The organism is Arthrobacter sp. YC-RL1 (assembly GCF_001454985.1).
In the GTDB taxonomy this organism is placed as follows: domain Bacteria; phylum Actinomycetota; class Actinomycetes; order Actinomycetales; family Micrococcaceae; genus Glutamicibacter; species Glutamicibacter soli.
The window spans coordinates 3,759,618-3,775,840 of sequence record NZ_CP013297.1 but is presented as its reverse complement, the minus strand read 5'-3'; the positions used below and the strand labels follow the sequence as shown (position 1 = coordinate 3,775,840).

Here is a 16,223-nt window from a genome sequence, read left to right as displayed (position 1 = left end):
TCGCTCAGAGCAGTGATTCAAGGCGTGCGTAGCTGGCCTCCATTCCCTCGGTCATTCCGGTGGCCAGCACCATGTCGCGGGTTTGGGGGTCAGGGTAGGTGATGACCAGGCTGAGCAGGGTGCCTGACTGCACCGGGGTGAACGTCGTTTCATTGACTGTTGCCGGGTAGTCGGTGTCGATCATCTGCTCGGTGAAGGATTCGAAGCTGCGCGGGGTGCTGGACAGGCAAACGCCGGCGAATCCGAACCCCTGGCCTTCGACGCCGGAATTCGGCTCCCACCAGTAGCGGTAGCTGTCTCCCACCTCCTTGGGCAGGATGCATTCGGTCATCTGCCAGCCGTCGGGGCCCAGCAGCCAGCGCTTCATGAGCTCCGGATCGTGGTGTGCGCGCCAGACCTGCTCCTGGGTGCCGCGGATGAGGCGGCTGACGCGCACCTGGGTGTCGGAAAGCAGCTGGGCTTCGGTGGCGAAGGTCTGCGCGTAGTTGCGCAGGTCGATCAGCACCTGCTCGATCTGGCTCATGGCCGAACGCGTGCCATCGATCATGCCCATGACGACCACCTGCTCGAGCTCCTCGGCCGAGTCGAAGTTGGCGGTGATGGTCAGCTTGGACCCCTCCTCGTGGGAGTCGAAGCTGAAGACGGTGCGGGTGGCGGGAAGGTCTTCGTTCACTGATCCGTCGGAATGGGCGAAACCGTCGGTGACCTCGAAGAACTTGTGCTCGACGACCTCGTTCCAGATCCAGTATCCGTGGAACTGCTCGCCTTCAGGCGAGGTCATGTAGTAGTTGCTCCGGCCTCCGACCGCGCCGTCGTGGCGCGTGAAGGTGGCAGGGTATTCAACCGGGCCCCAGAACTTTTCGATCTGGCGGGGGTCGAGATAGGCATCCCAGAGCCGGGAAACGGGGACCGGGAAATTGGCGTGAACGGTCAGTGTCAGCGTTTCCGGGTCCTTGAGTACGGAGGTGACAGGCATGGCGAAATCCTTAGTCGGTTTCATCTGCGAGGAAGTCATCGAGCCGGCTGATGCGCTGACGCCAGATGTCCTCGTAGGCGGTTAGCAGTTCCTGGACGTGTCGGATGGTGTCCGGCTGCCCGCGGACGATGCGTTCGCGGCCACGTGCGATCTTGGTAACCAGGCCCGCCGCTTCAAGGGCGGCCACGTGCTTCTGCACCGCGGCAAACGACATGTCGTAGGTCGCGGCCAGGTCGCTCACGCGCACTTCGGCGCTTAACGTCCGCCGCACGATGTCTCGTCGTGTGGCGTCTGCCAAGGCGCGGAAGACCTTGTTTACCTGTTCATCGCTCAACTCATATACAACCATTTGGTTGTATATTACCCCCGCTGCGCGCCAGAGGGAAGAGGGCGAATCAAATTAGTTCTCCGGAGCCAGCATTGTGTTTAAAGAGGAGATAAATCACCTATTGTGCAAGGTGTTAAGTCTCCTATGGATCGCGTCCGACCAGCGGCGACGCCGCCGTTTCGTGCGCGGAGTCCAGGGGCCGTGGAGCGGATCAACAGGATGATCACTACAAATCCCCACCCGCATGCCCTAGTGTGTAAGGTACGCATGGGAAAGTGACCTGCGTTACGCTGAATTTTTACAGGTATCTGGAGTCACGGTGGGCGAAACTGGCATGGACTGGTCGGCTGCGGCGAGCCAAGCGCGCAAAGCGCACGAGCTCTTGGGGTCGCATCTTGCTGACCTTGACGCGCTTCCATTGAGGAACGTCGTTCGCGAGTCGTGGCGGCGATCCCTCTCGAACCCTGCGCAATTCAGCTATCCCTCGATGCTCAGTGACGACAGCCTTCGTCTGGCGCGGGAGCGCAGCGAACTGCAGCGCATTTGGCCTGTTTTCGAAAAGCTGCTGGTTCCCGCCGCCAGCGACGCTAATCTTCTGGTGGCCCTTGCCGACGCGCAGGGGACGCTGCTGTGGGTTGCCGGCAACCACGGAGCCATGGACGGCGCTGAAAATGTCGGGTTCAGCGCGGGCGCGAACTGGGGCGAATCTTCGGTGGGCACGTCGGCTCCAGGGCTGGCGCTTGCGACGGGAAGCGGCGTCCAGGTTTCCGGCGCTGAGCACCTCTATGAGCACGTGCACCACTTGAACTGTTCCGCGGTGCCGATCCGCAACCCGCGGACCGGCCGCATCATCGGCGCGGTTGATCTGACCGGCGGTGCTGATGCGATTGCCGTGCATTCGCTGCCGCTGCTTCAGGCGGCGGTGGCTGCGGCTGAGGGGCAGCTGCTTCTTCCGTCACTGGCTGAGGAGCGGGCGGATGAGGATTTCCTCGATTTGTGCGCCAGTGACGGCCCGCGGCTTTCCGGCAAGCCGTTGTCCCTACGCCATGCGGAGATCCTGACCATACTTGCGGCCCATCCGCGCGGACTGAACAGCGCCCAGTTGGTCGAAGAGCTTTTCGAGCAGCCCGACAATGCTTCCGAAGGGACCCTGCGCTCCGAGCTGGTGCGACTGCGCAAGGCGCTCGCTGATTCGCCTGACCGCCGCATCGCCGCACGCCCCTACCGCCTGGAATGGGAACTGCAAACCACGCTGACCATGCTCTGGCAGGCCATGGAGGAGGGCGATCTGGAACGGGCGCTGCAGCTGTATCCCGCCGAGATCCTCGTGCGCTCGCAGGCCCCTGGCATCGTTGCGCTTCGCTACCGCGCGCAGATTGCCCTGCGGGAAATGGTGCTGGATCGCGGCACCGCACAGCAGTTGCTGCGGCTTGGAAGGCAGAGCGCGGATTCTCAACTGCTGCTGGCCGCCCTGCGTGAATTGCCGCTGGATTCGCCGGCGCGTTCACTGGTTGTCGCCGAGATTGAAGCGCTGGACGGGTAGTCGATCCCGGAGTTCGTTCGCGTTTTTTTCGCGACACGGCCCGATGCCACGGCGCTTGCCGCGGGGAGTGCGGGTCGGGTCATGTCGTGGAGCCGGTGCACTTCCTGACACCGCTGCGCAGCGTTGCAACGTTGTGCAACCTTCTCGCAACGTTTAAGTGACTAGAGTCACATACCAAGACGGCGAGGCATCCAGCCACCGGCACGAAGCGAAGAGACGAAGGAGTCACGCAGCCATGAGCATCTACGCAAACCCGAACACCGATGGAGCATTGGTCAACTTCAAGTCGCGGTATGAGAACTACATCGGCGGCCAGTGGGTTGCTCCGGCCAAGGGGATGTACTTCGAAAACATCACCCCGGTTACCGGCAAGTCCTTCTGCGAGGTCGCACGATCCACCGCCGAAGACGTTGAAATCGCACTGGATGCGGCGCACGCGGCGGCACCGGCCTGGGGCAAGACCAGCCCGGCGGACCGTGCCCTGGTCCTGAACCGCATCGCAGACCGCATCGAGGAAAACCTTGAAATGCTGTCCGTCGCGGAAACCTGGGACAACGGCAAGGCCATCCGCGAATGCCTCAACGCCGACCTGCCGCTGGCAGTGGACCACTTCCGCTACTTCGCAGGCGCTATCCGCGCCCAGGAAGGCAGCCTCTCGCAGCTCGATGACAACACCACCGCCTACCACTTCCACGAGCCGCTGGGTGTTGTCGGACAGATCATCCCGTGGAACTTCCCGCTGCTGATGGCCGTCTGGAAGCTCGCCCCGGCGCTGGCCGCCGGCAACGCGATCGTCCTGAAGCCTGCCGAGCAGACCCCGGTATCGATCCTGGTGCTGATGGAACTGATCGGCGACCTGCTTCCGGCCGGCGTGCTGAACGTCATCAACGGCTTCGGCGTCGAGTGCGGCAAGCCGCTCGCCTCGAACAAGCGCATCCGCAAGATCGCATTCACCGGCGAGACCACCACCGGCCGCCTGATCATGCAGTACGCTTCGGAAAACCTCATCCCGGTCACCCTGGAGCTCGGCGGCAAGTCGCCGAACGTGTTCTTCGAGGACGTGGCGGCCAAGGACGACGCCTTCTACGACAAGGCCCAGGAGGGCTTCACGATGTTCGCGCTGAACCAGGGCGAGGTCTGCACCTGCCCGTCGCGCGCGCTGGTCCAGGAAAGCATCTACGGCGAATTCATGGAAAAGGTCGTGGTCCGCACCAAGGCCATCAAGCAGGGCAACCCGCTGGACACCGACACCATGATGGGTGCCCAGGCCTCCAACGACCAGCTGGAAAAGATCCTGTCCTACATGGACATCGGCAAGGCCGAGGGAGCCAAGCTGCTCACCGGTGGCGGGCGCGCGGACCTGGGCGGCGACCTGTCCGGCGGCTACTACGTGCAGCCGACCATCTTCGAAGGCACCAACAACATGCGCATCTTCCAAGAGGAGATCTTCGGCCCGGTGGTCTCGGTGGCGAAGTTCAAGGACTACGACGATGCGATGGCCATTGCCAACGACACCCTCTACGGGCTGGGCTCGGGCGTGTGGAGCCGCAACGGCAACACCGCCTACCGCGCAGGCCGCGACATCCAGGCCGGACGTGTCTGGGTCAACCAATACCACGCCTACCCGGCGCACTCGGCTTTCGGCGGCTACAAGTCCTCGGGCATCGGCCGCGAAAACCACCTGATGATGCTAGATCACTACCAGCAGACCAAGAACCTGCTCGTCTCCTACTCGGAAGACAAGCTCGGCTTCTTCTAAACTGCGATACCCCAACGCAGCCCATCCCCCATCCTCTGTCACCATCCCCACGCACGACCGACAGTTTCACAGACCCCGAAGGCTCGGGGCGGTTCCGGAGCACCAGCTCCAGGACCGGCCCCGGTCTTCGAAAAACACTGCAAAGGACTTTCCCCATGAGCACCATGAAAGCTGCCATCGTTGAAGGCTTCGGCGAAGAACTCAAAGTAGCCGACACCTCGATCCCCGAGCCGGGCCCGGGCCAGGCCCTGGTCAAGCTCATCGCCTCGGGCGTGTGCCACACCGACCTGCACGCCGCCGAAGGCGACTGGCCGGTCAAGCCCAAGCTTCCGCTGATCCCGGGCCATGAGGGTGTCGGCACCGTCGTCAAGGTCGGCGAAGGAGTCACCGAGGTCAAGGAAGGCGACCTCGTCGGCAACGCCTGGCTGGCCAGCGCGTGCGGCAGCTGCGAATTCTGCCGCACGGGCTGGGAGACCTTGTGCGAATCCCAGTCCAACGGCGGCTATTCGATGGACGGCTCCTTCGGGCAGTACATGCTGGTGGACGCGAAGTTCGCCGCGCACATCCCCGAAGGCTCGGACCCGCATGAGATCGCCCCGGTGCTCTGCGCCGGCGTGACTGTCTACAAGGGCCTGAAGATGACCGGCGTGCGCCCCGGCCAATGGGTTGCGATCTCCGGCATCGGCGGCCTGGGCCACATCGCAGTTCAATACGCGGTAGCCATGGGCATGCGAGTTGTCGCCATCGACGTCGCCGATGACAAGCTGGCCTTGGCGACCAAGCACGGAGCTGAACTCACGGTGAACGCCTTTGCGCAGGATCCCGCCACCGTGATCCAGGAAAAGATCGGCGGAACCCACGGCGTGCTCGTGACCGCGGTCCACCCGGCGGCTTTCGGCCAGGCCATTGGCATGACCCGTCGCGGCGGAACCATCGTCTTCAACGGCCTGCCGGCCGGCGACTTCCCGGCCCCGATTTTCGACATCGTCCTCAAGGGCCTGACGATCCGCGGTTCGATCGTCGGCACCCGACAGGACATGATCGAAGCGCTGGACTTCTATGCGGCAGGAAAGATCAAGCCGACTTTCCACACCCGCCCGCTGGAAGACATCAACGCGGTCTTTGACGAAATGCGCCATGCGAAGATCGATGGCCGTGTCGTGATCGACTACACCAAGTAACCATCCAACCCCCAACCCCAACCGATTAACCAACCCAACCCAACCGAATAACCCAACCTCCCCCCAAATCCCTGTGGCCCGGCATGACATCGTCTGCCGGGCCACAGGGGCATGGACTCCCGGAGACGTTTGGAGGACACTGAGCTTAAAGCCAAGGCCAGTGATCCCGAAGACCAGAGGAGCGAGTCATGAGCACGATTACCGAAACCCGTGCGGCGATTGCCGGTGAGGAATTTTCCCGCGTCGCCTTCACCGATGAGTCCCTTCAACTGCTGCGCAAGCTGTGGGGCATCCACGGCCCGCTGATGTTCCACCAGTCCGGCGGTTGCTGCGACGGCTCCTCGCCGATGTGCTATCCGGCCGGCGAATTCCGCACCGGAGGATCCGACGTCCTGCTCGGAGTGCTCTGTCTTGACGACGGTTCCGGCGGCACCCTGGGCGACATCGATTTCTGGATGTCCAAGGAGCAATTCGAATACTGGAAGCACACCAAGCTCACCGTAGACGTGGTGGCCGGCCGCGGCTCGGGCTTCTCCGTCGAGGCTCCCGAAGGCAAACGATTCCTGATCCGCAGCGAGATCATCGAATTCCCCCAAAGCTGATCGGCTGACGTAAAGCCCTGGCCGGATTCTCTCTTTTTGCGGAGCCAGCGAGGGCAATGCGCGGCGGGTCTGCGCCCGCAGTGCGCCGGACATCAACTGCATCGCCAAGTTGCGCCGGTTCCTTCGCCAGGTATCGGGATGCCCTGCTTCCGCCCGAGCGCCTGCGTCAAGCCGGCGCTGGCTTGAACCGTGATAGCCGGTATTCCAGCTCTCCACAACGGCGGCAGCCGCTAGGCTGGCACGACGCAGCCCCAAGGGCTGCGCCCCCGCCCGTCCACGAGAGGTGCACCGAATGCCGAGCATTCCCTATCAATTCCGCTTCGAGGCAAACGCGGTGGACGAACTGCGAACCCGCATCGCACAGACTCGCTGGCCGCGGCGCTTCACCGCGCAGAACTGGGATTTCGGAGTCGACCAGGACTACCTGCGCGACGTGGTGGACTACTGGCGCGACGGCTTCGACTTCGAGGACGCCGAACGCAGGATCAATGCGGTCCCCAACTACCTGACGTCCATCGACGGGCTGCCAATCCACCACCTGCACTCCCGCTCGGCGCAGGAGGACGCCGTCCCGGTGCTGCTGCTCCACGGCTGGCCTGGCTCGATCGTCGAGTTCCTCGAGGTCATTCCGAAGCTGTCCGCCCCGGAATCGGCGGAACTGGAATCATTCCACGTGGTGGCACCGTCGTTGCAGGGCTTCGGGGCTTCTCCCGGGATCGGAGAACCGGGGATGACCCCGGTCCGTATCGCGCATCGGATGGCTGCGCTGATGCGGGAGCTGGGCTACGAGCAGTTCGTCGTGCACGGGGGAGACTGGGGCACGCTGCTGGCCACGCACATCGCATCGCTCTATCCCCAGCGGGTGCTGGGACTGCATGTGACATTGACGCACCCAATCCCGCCGGGCGATGTGCCGGATGCCATGGCCCTGGTGCAGGACCACGAACGGGAGTGGCTCAAGGGCAACGAATTCAACGCGCTGGATGGCCGCGGCTACTTCGAGATCCAGAAAACCCGCCCGGAAACGCTGGGTTTCGCGTTGAACGATTCACCGGCGGGATGGTGCGCCTGGGTCCTGGACAAGTTCTACCAGTGGACCGACTGCGAACGCGACGGCATCAGGGACGTGCGCCATGCGGTGAGCCGGGAGAAGTTTGGCGAACCTGTCCGTGTACTGGTTCACTGACACGATTTCCTCGGCCATGCATTTCTACCGGGAGCAGTACCTGGCGCTGCGAAACGGGACCGGGGCGGCCGGCGAGGTCGTGGTCCCCACCGGGGCTGGCATTTTCCCCCAAGAAATCCTCAAGTCACCCCGGGCGTGGTACCAGCGGCGGTTCCCGCTGGTGCACTGGACCGAACATGAAGCCGGCGGACACTTCGGCGCGATGGAACAGCCCGAAGCCTTCGCCAGCGACCTGAGGGCCTTCGCCCAGACGGTTGCCGACCTGGGCCCGGTGGCCCTCGGGCAATCGAAGAGTGGTTGAACGGCGAAAATGCGGGTGGATCGGCCAGGTGGTGGCGCGGGGTGCCGACACTACACTTGAAGCATGCGCCTGTGGTCACTTCACCCGTCCCTATTGGATTCCAAGGGCTTGGTAGCCTGCTGGCGCGAAAGCCTGTTGGCCCAGAAGGTGCTCGCCGGCCAGACCCAGGGCTATGCAAATCATCCGCAGCTGATCCGGCTGCGCGGGCAATCCGACCCGCTGGAGACCGTCGGCGGCTACCTGCAGGGGTTGCTGGAAGAAGCGAAGCTGCGTGGCTACAAATTCGACGCGGCCAAAGTCCTGTACCCCGCACTGCCGGAGCATGCGGGCTCTGTGCCAGTGAGCACCGGACAGATCGGATTCGAGGCGGAGCATCTGCTGCGCAAACTGCAGCAGCGCGACCCGCCGCGCGCGACTTACTTGGACTCGTTGGGTGTCGGGCAGATTCCCCTGCATCCCTTATTCACCGTGGTCCCGGGGCCCATTGAAGCCTGGGAGAAGGATGCGGCAGTACGTCATTGAAGATGCATAGAAAGTGAATGTTTGTTGCAATGAGCCACATGAGTCGAAGTGAAAATCTCCCCGAGGACGGGGAAGAAGTGGAAATCCACCTGCGGTGGAGCGACCAGGACAGCCTGGGACATGTGAACAACGCCCGCGTGGTGACACTCGTGGAAGAAGCGCGGATCCGCTGGTCGGGCCGCCATGGCGAGTCGGACCTCTTTCCCCACGGGCTGGTGGTCGCCTCGATGAACCTGGACTACCTGCGACCGGTCTACTACACCTCCAGCGTCATGGTGCGGGTCGGTGTCCAGCGTATCGGCACCAAGTCCTTCGTGGTGCGGCATATCGGGTTCCAGGACGGAGCCCCCGTGTTCGACGGCAGCAACGTCATGGTGGCGCTCGCCGAGGACAAGCTCACCCCGCGGCCGCTGAACGAAAACGAGCGCAGCTGGCTCAGCGAGCGGCTTTTCCGAACGAAGGAGGCCGTCTGATGAACGGCCCAGCAGAACGGCACGTGCTTCTGCACGCCACCCAGGGACCGGAGGACATCGCGCGGGCCGTGGCGGCGCTCGCGACGCTGGGCGAATCCCTGCCCGATGCCCGGATCAGCGTCATCGTGAACGGCAAGGCGCTGGCCGGGGTGCGCAAGGATGCCGAGCCCATTGACCCGGCCAGCCGTACACAGGTTTTCGCCTGCGAACTGGGCATGAGCCGCAACGGCATCACAGCTGACGACCTGCAGGAAGGCTTGGGCACGGTGCCCTCGGCGGTGGTCGCCTTGGCCGCCGGGCAGCTGGACGGCGCTGCCTACATCCGGATCTGAGCGGACGGTCCGCAGCTTAAGCAGACCACGCCATGCCGGTTGCCGGCATGGCGTGATCCTCTGGTGCGAGTTTAGAGCATTTCGGCACGCAGCTGCGCGGCCGACTTGGGCGAGAGCAGACCCGGGGCGACGTCGAAGACGGTCTGCGCACCGGTGAGACCGGCTTGGTTCATGCGGTGCACGGCCCGGGCGTAGGCCACCAGCACGCTGGAAGTGAACTCGGGATTCGAGCCCAGCGCCAGCGAGTACTCGATGACCTGCTTCTGCTCATCGCTGGTGTTGCCGGAGCGGATGACGAATCCGCCATGCGGCATGTCCGCATGCTCGCGGGCCAGGGTCTCGGCGTCGATGAATTCAACCGTGGTGTCGTACTGGTCGAAGTAGTGCTCCATGGTGACGATCGCCTCGCGCACCGCTTCGGCGTCGGCGCCGTCCTCGAGCACCACGAAGCATTCGCGCTGGTGCTTTTCGCGGGTGCTCAGCGTTGGGCGCAGGCCGGCGCGGACCTTGTCGATGGCTTCCTGGCTGGGGATCGTGTACTGCACGCCGCCGGCGACACCCGGGACGCGGCGCACCGCGTCGGAGTGCCCCTGGCTCAGGCCGCGGCCCCAGAAGGTGTAGGTCTCGCCGTCGGGCAGCAGCGCCTCGCCGTAGACGCGGTTGATCGAGAACATTCCCGGATCCCAGCCGGCGGAGATCAGCGCGGTCTTGCCGGCGGCCTTGGCCGGGGCGTCCACGGTTTCGTAGTATTCCGGGATGCGTGCGTGGGTGTCGAAGCTGTCCACGGTGTTGTACAGTGCGGCGTACTTCGGGCCCTGCTCCGGCAGGTCAGACTTCGAGCCGCCGCACAGGATCAGCACGTCGATCTGATCGGTGTGCCGCTCCAGCTCGGTGATGGCGAAACGCGGCGCGGGGCTGGCCAGCTGCAGTTCCTGCGGGTCGCGGCGGGTGTAGACGCCGACCAGCTCCATGTCGGGGTTCTTCGCGATGGCGGCCTGTACGCCGCGGCCGAGGTTGCCGTAGCCGGCAATGCCAATACGGATTTTTGCAGTCATGGAGCTTGTTTTCCTTTGGGGTTTCATCCGGGGACCTGCGGTGAATGCCGCCTTCGCTTGCGGGCATCCGGCATGCGGCACGCACCTGGTCAGTGCTTCGGATTATTCCAAAGAACGCGGGCGCAGGGTAACTGCGAGCTGACTATGTCGTCGGGCCGCGCCCCTGCTCCTTGCAAACCGCTTAAATGAAGCGGCCCCGTGCGGACCTCGGGGTGGAGGTCCGCACGGGGGCATAGGCCGGGTTTAGCGGTCGAACAGGCGACCGAAGAAGCCCTTGCTCGGCTCGTTCTCGTGGCCTTGGCAGCGGTCGCGGGCTGGAACGCCGCGCATGACCGAGTCAACGTGCTGGCCGCACCCGGCCCAGGTGGTCTTGCCGCACTTCTTGCATGAAACCTGTCGGCACATGAGATGCCTCCTTCTCTGGCTTGTAAGCCGTAAATACTAGGAAAGTGAAAGGAAGAGCTTTTCCAGCTCTTCGACGGTCAAGCCGTCTTCTGCTTCGGCGGTCTTCTCCGGATCAACCAGGCAGTGCTGCATGGCCGAGGAGACGATGGCGAATCCTGCGCGGTCCAGCGCGGTGGACACGGCAGACAGCTGGGTAACCACATCGCGGCATTTGCCGTCGTTCTCAACCGAGTTGATGACAGCGTCAAGCTGGCCACGGGCCCGCTTCAAGCGGTTCAGGATTCGCTTGCGTGTGGCGTCGTCTGCGTTGCGCATGATGTGCTCCATTTCGAAAAAGACCGTGGGGCGGACCCCGGGATTAAGACTGGGACTTCTGTGCGTCGGCCATTTCGGCGTGCACGGCTTCCATGTCCAGGTTCTTCAGCGAGGTAATCAGTTCCTCCAGGCCGCGGGAGTCCAGTGCGCCGGGCTGGGAGTAAACCAGCACGCCGTCCTTGAACGCCATCAGCGTCGGGATGGAGGTGATCTGGGCGGCGGCCGCCAGGTTCTGCTGCGTCTCGGTGTTGACCTTGCCGAAGGTCACGTCCTCGTGCAGGCCGGCAGCGGTGTCGAAGACGGGCGCGAAGTTGCGGCACGGGCCGCACCAGGCTGCCCAGAAGTCGACCAGCAGCATGGGGGAGGACTTGACGGTTTCAGCGAAGTTCGTCTCGGTCAATTCTAGCGGTTTCATGGGTACTCCTTGGGTAGATGTGAGCTAGTCCGCAGCCGGTGCCAGCGGAGCAGGGGCCTTGCGCCAGGGGCAGATCGTGGCCAGCGCAGGGATCTTGGTGCAGAGCACCCAGATAAGCGCGGCGACTGCGGCGGCAATGGCGAGGATGAGTCCTGCCGGATGCGGCAGCTCCTGGGACAGGACGAAGACGCCCATGACCAGGACGAAGTAGCCGAATCCTCGGCGCAGCTTCTTCTCCGGCACCATGGCGGTCAGTCGCGCTCCGATCAGCGAGCCGATGATCGCAGCTGCCGTAATGGACAGGGTCAGCGGCCAGTTGACGGAGGTGGAGTTCAGGTGCCCCAGCATGCCGGAGGCCGAGTTCAGCGAGATGACCAGCAGGGAGGTGCCTACCGCGTGCTTCATCTGCAGGCCTGCCAGCAGCACCAGGGCCGGGACGATGAGGAATCCGCCGCCGGCTCCCACCAGGCCGGTGACCAGGCCGACCACCAGGCCGACGGGAATGTACATCAGCAGCGAACGGCCCTTGGCCTCGGCACCGGAGCCCTTCTTCCGCCCGCGGATCATGTTCCTGGCGCTGGCCAGCATGATGACGGCGAAGGCCACCATCAGCACCGCGCCGGGAATGGCCGCGCTGGCCAGTCCGCCGAGGAACGCGCCGCTCATGCTTGCCGCAGCGAAAACCAGGCCCGGGGCCCAGCGGACGTTGCGGGCTCGCGCATGCGGCAGCAGGCTAGCCAGCGACGTCACACCCACCACGAACAGCGAGGTGGTGATGGCCTGTTTGGCGTCCATGCCCGCGACATAGGTGAGCAGTGGAACCATCAGGATGGAACCGCCGCCACCCAGCAGACCCAGGGTCAGACCGACGACAACCGACAGGGCCAGGACCAGAATCATTATTGGTTCCACTGCCGCCTCCTACTTGCCGTTCGGGTTCAGCAGTTGCCCGGCATTGGGGATCTGGGCCAGGGGGTTGGCCTTGCCGGCGGTGCTGATCTGGTTCCACGGCATCTTGGACAGCAGGCTGGCCATGGCGCAGGAGTTGCTGGCAGCGGAGTAGGCAAGGCCCGCTCCGATGGCCGCCGACAGGTAGCCGAGCTTGGGGCTGATCAGCTTGGAGCCGAGGAAGCCCAGCAGCACCAGCGAACCTGCGGTCATGCGGACCTGGCGGTCCATGGCCCAGCGCTGGGTGCCGCGCACCACCTCGCCGCCTGACTTCTCGTAGGCGGCGATGCCTCCTTCCAGCACGCTGCCGGCTTCGATCTCGATGTCGATCAGCTTCTGCTGCGCCTGGGAGGCGCGGGTGCCGGACTGGCAGACCAGCACGATCTGCTTGCCCAGCTTGCGGGTCACATCATGGGCGTGTTCCGACACCAGGTCCAGCGGCAGGTTGTAGGAGCCTGGGATATGCACGGTCTCGAACTCCGCGGGGGTGCGTACGTCCAGGACTGCCACTCCGGACTCATCTGAAGCCAGCAGCTTCTTCAGGGTTGGCGCGTCCATGACATCGATGGGGGTGCTCATGCTTGGGGGTGTTTCCTTCGTGGTGGGGGTGGGTTAGGCGTTGGTCTTGTTCATGGCCGCGTCCCAGCCGGCGTAGCTGCCGGTCAGCTCGACCACGTCGTACCCGGCATCGCGCAGGGCGCTGGCGACGATCGAGTTGCGCAGGCCGCTCTGGCAGTAGGTGACGATCTTGCCGTCGGTAGGCAGCTCGTCCAGGGCCCACAGGGCGCGGCCGCCGGAGATGTGCTTGGCGTTCGGGATGGCTCCGGCATTGAATTCGCTGCGGCCGCGAACATCCAGCAGCAGGGCGTGCTCGAAGTTCTCCAGATCGGCCGGGTCCACGCTCGGCGGGGTGAAGGCCGGCAGGCCCTCGAGGGTGGTGGCGTAGCCGGAGACCGCGTCGATGCCCACGCGCATCAGGTGGTCGCGCATTTCCTCGGCTGCCTTCAGGTTCTCGGCGAAGAGGATCAGCTGGCGGTCGTCGGCTTCCGGATCGAAGGCCCAGGCGCCGAAGTTCGCCATCTTGGAAATGGCAGGGATGGCCAGTGCGCCGGCGACGGTGCCTTCAGCCACTGCCACGTGGCCGCGGGTGTCCACGAAGACCGCGTCGTTCGCTGCGGTCTGCTCGATGATCTGCTCCGCGGTGAACTCGACCAGCTCAGGCAGGGGGCCGAGCACCTTGGCACCGTCGCGGTTCTGGCGCTTCATGCGGGCGAAGTAGGCGTGGGCATCCGGCTGCCCGTCGAGCAGCTGCGCGATGAAGCCTTCCTCGTCGTTGTTGGCCAGGTAGCTGCCCCACCAGGCGAAGTTGCGCTCGTAGCCCACGGTGGTGGATGGTACTGCGCCCAGTGACTTGCCGCAGGCGCTGCCCGAGCCGTGGCCCGGGTAGACCTGGATGTGGTCGGGCAGTTCCAGGAAGACATTCTTCAGCGAGGCGAAGAGGTCCTTGGCTCCGGCGAAGCGGGTGTCCACGCCGCCGGCTGCCTCGTCCAGGAGGTCGGGACGGCCTAGGTCGCCGGCGAAGATGAAGTCGCCGGAGAACATGTAGCCTGGCTGGTCGCTGAAGGCGCCGTCGGTGACGAGGAATGACAGGTGCTCCGGGGTGTGGCCCGGGGTGTGGCGTGCGGTCACGGTGATGTTGCCCAGCTTGATGGTGTCCTTGTCCATCAGGCGCTCGGCCTCGAAGCCGTACTGCCAGTCGGCTCCGCCTTCGCCCGAGACGTAGGTGGTGGCGCCGGTGGCTGCGGCCAGCTCGCGGGTGCCGGAGAGGTAGTCGGCGTGGATGTGGGTCTCGGTTGCCGCAACGATGCGCATTCCGTTCTTGGCTGCAAGCGCCAGGTACTCGGAGATGTCGCGGCGGGCATCGATGACGATTGCTTCGCCTTTGGCCTGGCAGCCGATGAAGTAGCTGGCCTGTGCCAGGTCTTCGTCGTAGAAGCGTTCCAGAAGCATGGGATGTCCTTTCGTTGGGGTGTCTGAATCCACCATAAACTATACCCCCGGGGGTATGTCAAAAATAGGGGTGGGGGTATACGTGCAGTTGCGTGAAAGGATGGCCGCCACCTGGGCCTGGCGTGCGCCAAGACTGGCAATCGCCTTGGAATCCGGAAGTTTGCGTTTCGCCTGCCCGAACGGTGGGTAGCGTGAAAAGACGTTCAGTCGGCGGGAGTCAAACCGCCGGCGCGATGATCAAGGAGAGGAAAAGATGTTCAACCGCCATCCCACCGACCCACCCATCAATCCCACTGACCCCACCGGGCCCATCGCACCCCCGAGCGACCCCACCGCTCCGGACGGTCCGGTCATCGACCCCACGGGGCCGACTGACCCGCCATTCGATCCGACCGCTCCGCCGGTCCCGCCGGAGCCGGAAACCGCCCCCGAACGCTAGCGCAACGAGAGGGAAGAATCCATGGGAGAAAAGCACATTCCTGAAAAAGGGCACCCGGTCCCGGGGGAGGGTCTGGCATCCAAGGGCCATGTCTCGGACCCGAAGCGCTCTGATGGCGCTCGGCGCGACTGGAGCGACGAAGGGGGAGCTGCCGAAGAGGGCTCGGCTGCGCCGAGCGGTGCCGGTGAGCGCGACCGGGGCTAGGGGCGCGGGAAGAGCGCGAGCCAGCTGGCGATCCGCTGCTGGTCCGCGGTGCTGAATAGTGCCAGGCGCCGCACCTCTTCGCCGGCCGGCATCAGGAGTCCCGCCTCGTCCTTCGCCGCGTGCGCCAAGGCATCGCCCGCGGGGGAGCCTGTTCCCGCGTGCGCGCCGGTGGCGATGAACAGCGTGCTCGGTGAGCCGGACAGTGTTTCGATGATGCCGAGTCGTCCGCCCAGGAAGGAGCCCAGCTCGTCGGCGCGGAAGTGCCCGGTGGCATCCCTCGTGACCACTTCGACTGCGGGGATCAGCTTCTTGCCGCGCCGGCCCACGCCCAATTCCCGGGCTCGGAAGGTCGCTTGGCCTGCCTGCAGCGGTTCCAGGCTATCCAGCGCCCGCTCCGGGGCGCGCCCGGTTCCGGAGGCGGTTGGCTGCTTGCGTGAAAATAAGCCCATGGTCGTTCGTCCTTTCGCTAGCTGAGGGTGTCCAGATGCGCGGCCAGCTTGGCGCTCGCCGTCTGCAGGTGCTCAGCCAGCACTTGGGCCGCCTCCTGCCGGGACCCTGTGGAAATCAGTTCCAGCAGGCGCGCGTGCTCGGCGGCGATGTCCTGGGTGGACAACAGGGTGGCGTCCTGCACGTGCGTCATGCACAGCCGGATTTCATCCGTGAGCTGCGCGTAGATCGCGCTGGTGCGCGGCGAGCCCAGTGCCTGGACCAGGGCTGCGTGGAAACGCACGTCCGGTTCCACGATCTCGATGGGCGAGGCGTTGGATAACGCGGTGATCTGCGCGTTGGCCGCCAGCGCTGCCTCGGGTACCTGGCCGGTGCCGGCCAGCAGGCGCACGGCCTCCGCTTCGATGATGGCTCGGGTCTGGTAGATGTCGCGGGCATCGGCCGCGGACAGCACCCGCACCTTGGCGCTCTGGTGGGCGTTGCGCGCGAGCAGCCCGCTGGACACCAGGTTCTCCAGCGCGGCCTTGGCAGTGGGGCGGGCGACCTCGTAGTAGGCTGCCACGTCGACCTCGCCCAGCGGGGTGCCGGGAGAAAGCTCGCCGCTGAAGATGCGTTCGCGCAGCGACCTGATGACGGCCTGCACCACCGAAACCACTCCTAGACGGGCAGCCACATGCGTCCTTTCGGGCAGAAGTACATTGGACCTACCAAGTATCCCATGGCGCGTACTACTATGGCATGTGTACTTGTAAGACAATTTCCCGCGACGGTAGGCCACGCCT

The 16,223-nt window shown here is 64.6% G+C and carries 20 protein-coding genes; 9 read left to right on the top strand and 11 right to left on the bottom strand.

The genetic code is table 11. The annotated features are described in order from the left end of the window. Nucleotides 1-4: 4 nt before the first annotated feature. The gene (locus ATC04_RS17390) at nucleotides 5-976 is read right to left on the bottom strand and encodes an SRPBCC family protein (protein ID WP_047117679.1); all 972 of its coding nucleotides are present in this window, start codon (nucleotides 974-976) and stop codon (nucleotides 5-7) included. Between the two features lie 10 nt (nucleotides 977-986). Then, the gene (locus ATC04_RS17385) at nucleotides 987-1,325 is read right to left on the bottom strand and encodes a metalloregulator ArsR/SmtB family transcription factor (RefSeq protein WP_047117680.1); all 339 of its coding nucleotides are present in this window, start codon (nucleotides 1,323-1,325) and stop codon (nucleotides 987-989) included. Between the two features lie 298 nt (nucleotides 1,326-1,623). Between ATC04_RS17385 and ATC04_RS17380 the strand changes: the two genes are divergently transcribed. From ATC04_RS17380 to ATC04_RS17340, 9 genes are all read left to right on the top strand, one after another. Beyond that, the gene (locus ATC04_RS17380) at nucleotides 1,624-2,847 is read left to right on the top strand and encodes a GAF domain-containing protein (protein ID WP_120991913.1); all 1,224 of its coding nucleotides are present in this window, start codon (nucleotides 1,624-1,626) and stop codon (nucleotides 2,845-2,847) included. Between the two features lie 235 nt (nucleotides 2,848-3,082). Then, complete coding sequence (locus tag ATC04_RS17375) at nucleotides 3,083-4,606, top strand: aldehyde dehydrogenase family protein (protein WP_047117682.1); 1,524 nt, start codon at nucleotides 3,083-3,085, stop codon at nucleotides 4,604-4,606. Nucleotides 4,607-4,761: 155 nt separating this feature from the next. Then, nucleotides 4,762-5,787, top strand: coding sequence for an alcohol dehydrogenase AdhP (gene adhP, locus ATC04_RS17370; RefSeq protein WP_047117683.1), 1,026 nt, complete (start codon nucleotides 4,762-4,764; stop codon nucleotides 5,785-5,787). A 188-nt stretch (nucleotides 5,788-5,975) separates the two neighbouring features. After that, nucleotides 5,976-6,389 carry a DUF779 domain-containing protein gene (locus ATC04_RS17365; protein ID WP_047117684.1) on the top strand — a complete coding sequence of 138 codons (414 nt, stop codon included), beginning with the start codon at nucleotides 5,976-5,978 and terminating at the stop codon, nucleotides 6,387-6,389. Nucleotides 6,390-6,681: 292 nt separating this feature from the next. Further along, nucleotides 6,682-7,575 carry an epoxide hydrolase gene (locus tag ATC04_RS17360; RefSeq protein WP_052772151.1) on the top strand — a complete coding sequence of 298 codons (894 nt, stop codon included), beginning with the start codon at nucleotides 6,682-6,684 and terminating at the stop codon, nucleotides 7,573-7,575. Further along, the gene (locus tag ATC04_RS17355) at nucleotides 7,559-7,876 is read left to right on the top strand and encodes a hypothetical protein (RefSeq protein WP_152666713.1); all 318 of its coding nucleotides are present in this window, start codon (nucleotides 7,559-7,561) and stop codon (nucleotides 7,874-7,876) included. Before ATC04_RS17360 ends, ATC04_RS17355 begins: the two co-directional genes overlap by 17 nt. A gap of 63 nt (nucleotides 7,877-7,939) precedes the next feature. Further along, nucleotides 7,940-8,398, top strand: a complete 459-nt coding sequence (locus ATC04_RS17350; RefSeq protein WP_047117685.1) for a pyrimidine dimer DNA glycosylase/endonuclease V — start codon at nucleotides 7,940-7,942, stop codon at nucleotides 8,396-8,398. A gap of 38 nt (nucleotides 8,399-8,436) precedes the next feature. Continuing rightward, the gene (locus tag ATC04_RS17345; RefSeq protein WP_047117686.1) at nucleotides 8,437-8,871 is read left to right on the top strand and encodes a thioesterase family protein; all 435 of its coding nucleotides are present in this window, start codon (nucleotides 8,437-8,439) and stop codon (nucleotides 8,869-8,871) included. Then, the gene (locus tag ATC04_RS17340) at nucleotides 8,871-9,203 is read left to right on the top strand and encodes a hypothetical protein (protein WP_047117687.1); all 333 of its coding nucleotides are present in this window, start codon (nucleotides 8,871-8,873) and stop codon (nucleotides 9,201-9,203) included. The genes ATC04_RS17345 and ATC04_RS17340 overlap by 1 nt, the downstream gene beginning before the upstream one ends. Before the next feature lie 71 nt (nucleotides 9,204-9,274). Here ATC04_RS17340 and ATC04_RS17335 read toward each other — a convergent pair whose 3' ends face one another. From ATC04_RS17335 to ATC04_RS17295, 9 genes are all read right to left on the bottom strand, one after another. Next, on the bottom strand, nucleotides 9,275-10,258 hold the full coding sequence (locus tag ATC04_RS17335; protein WP_047117688.1) for a diaminopimelate dehydrogenase: 984 nt from the start codon (nucleotides 10,256-10,258) through the stop codon (nucleotides 9,275-9,277). Between the two features lie 243 nt (nucleotides 10,259-10,501). After that, nucleotides 10,502-10,663, bottom strand: a complete 162-nt coding sequence (locus ATC04_RS19790) for a hypothetical protein (protein WP_197413549.1) — start codon at nucleotides 10,661-10,663, stop codon at nucleotides 10,502-10,504. A 36-nt stretch (nucleotides 10,664-10,699) separates the two neighbouring features. Further along, complete coding sequence (locus ATC04_RS17330) at nucleotides 10,700-10,978, bottom strand: metal-sensitive transcriptional regulator (RefSeq protein ID WP_047117752.1); 279 nt, start codon at nucleotides 10,976-10,978, stop codon at nucleotides 10,700-10,702. A gap of 43 nt (nucleotides 10,979-11,021) precedes the next feature. Continuing rightward, nucleotides 11,022-11,393, bottom strand: a complete 372-nt coding sequence (gene trxA / locus ATC04_RS17325) for a thioredoxin (RefSeq protein WP_047117689.1) — start codon at nucleotides 11,391-11,393, stop codon at nucleotides 11,022-11,024. A gap of 24 nt (nucleotides 11,394-11,417) precedes the next feature. Beyond that, nucleotides 11,418-12,305 carry a sulfite exporter TauE/SafE family protein gene (locus ATC04_RS17320; RefSeq protein WP_047117690.1) on the bottom strand — a complete coding sequence of 296 codons (888 nt, stop codon included), beginning with the start codon at nucleotides 12,303-12,305 and terminating at the stop codon, nucleotides 11,418-11,420. 9 nt (nucleotides 12,306-12,314) lie between these two features. Continuing rightward, entirely contained in the window at nucleotides 12,315-12,920 is a 606-nt protein-coding gene (locus ATC04_RS17315) for a rhodanese-like domain-containing protein (protein ID WP_047117691.1), read from the bottom strand. Between the two features lie 33 nt (nucleotides 12,921-12,953). Further along, entirely contained in the window at nucleotides 12,954-14,351 is a 1,398-nt protein-coding gene (locus ATC04_RS17310; RefSeq protein WP_047117692.1) for an MBL fold metallo-hydrolase, read from the bottom strand. 639 nt (nucleotides 14,352-14,990) lie between these two features. Continuing rightward, the gene (locus tag ATC04_RS17300) at nucleotides 14,991-15,443 is read right to left on the bottom strand and encodes a hypothetical protein (protein WP_047117694.1); all 453 of its coding nucleotides are present in this window, start codon (nucleotides 15,441-15,443) and stop codon (nucleotides 14,991-14,993) included. A 17-nt stretch (nucleotides 15,444-15,460) separates the two neighbouring features. Next, complete coding sequence (locus ATC04_RS17295; protein ID WP_047117695.1) at nucleotides 15,461-16,114, bottom strand: GntR family transcriptional regulator; 654 nt, start codon at nucleotides 16,112-16,114, stop codon at nucleotides 15,461-15,463. Between the last annotated feature and the right edge of the window lie 109 nt (nucleotides 16,115-16,223).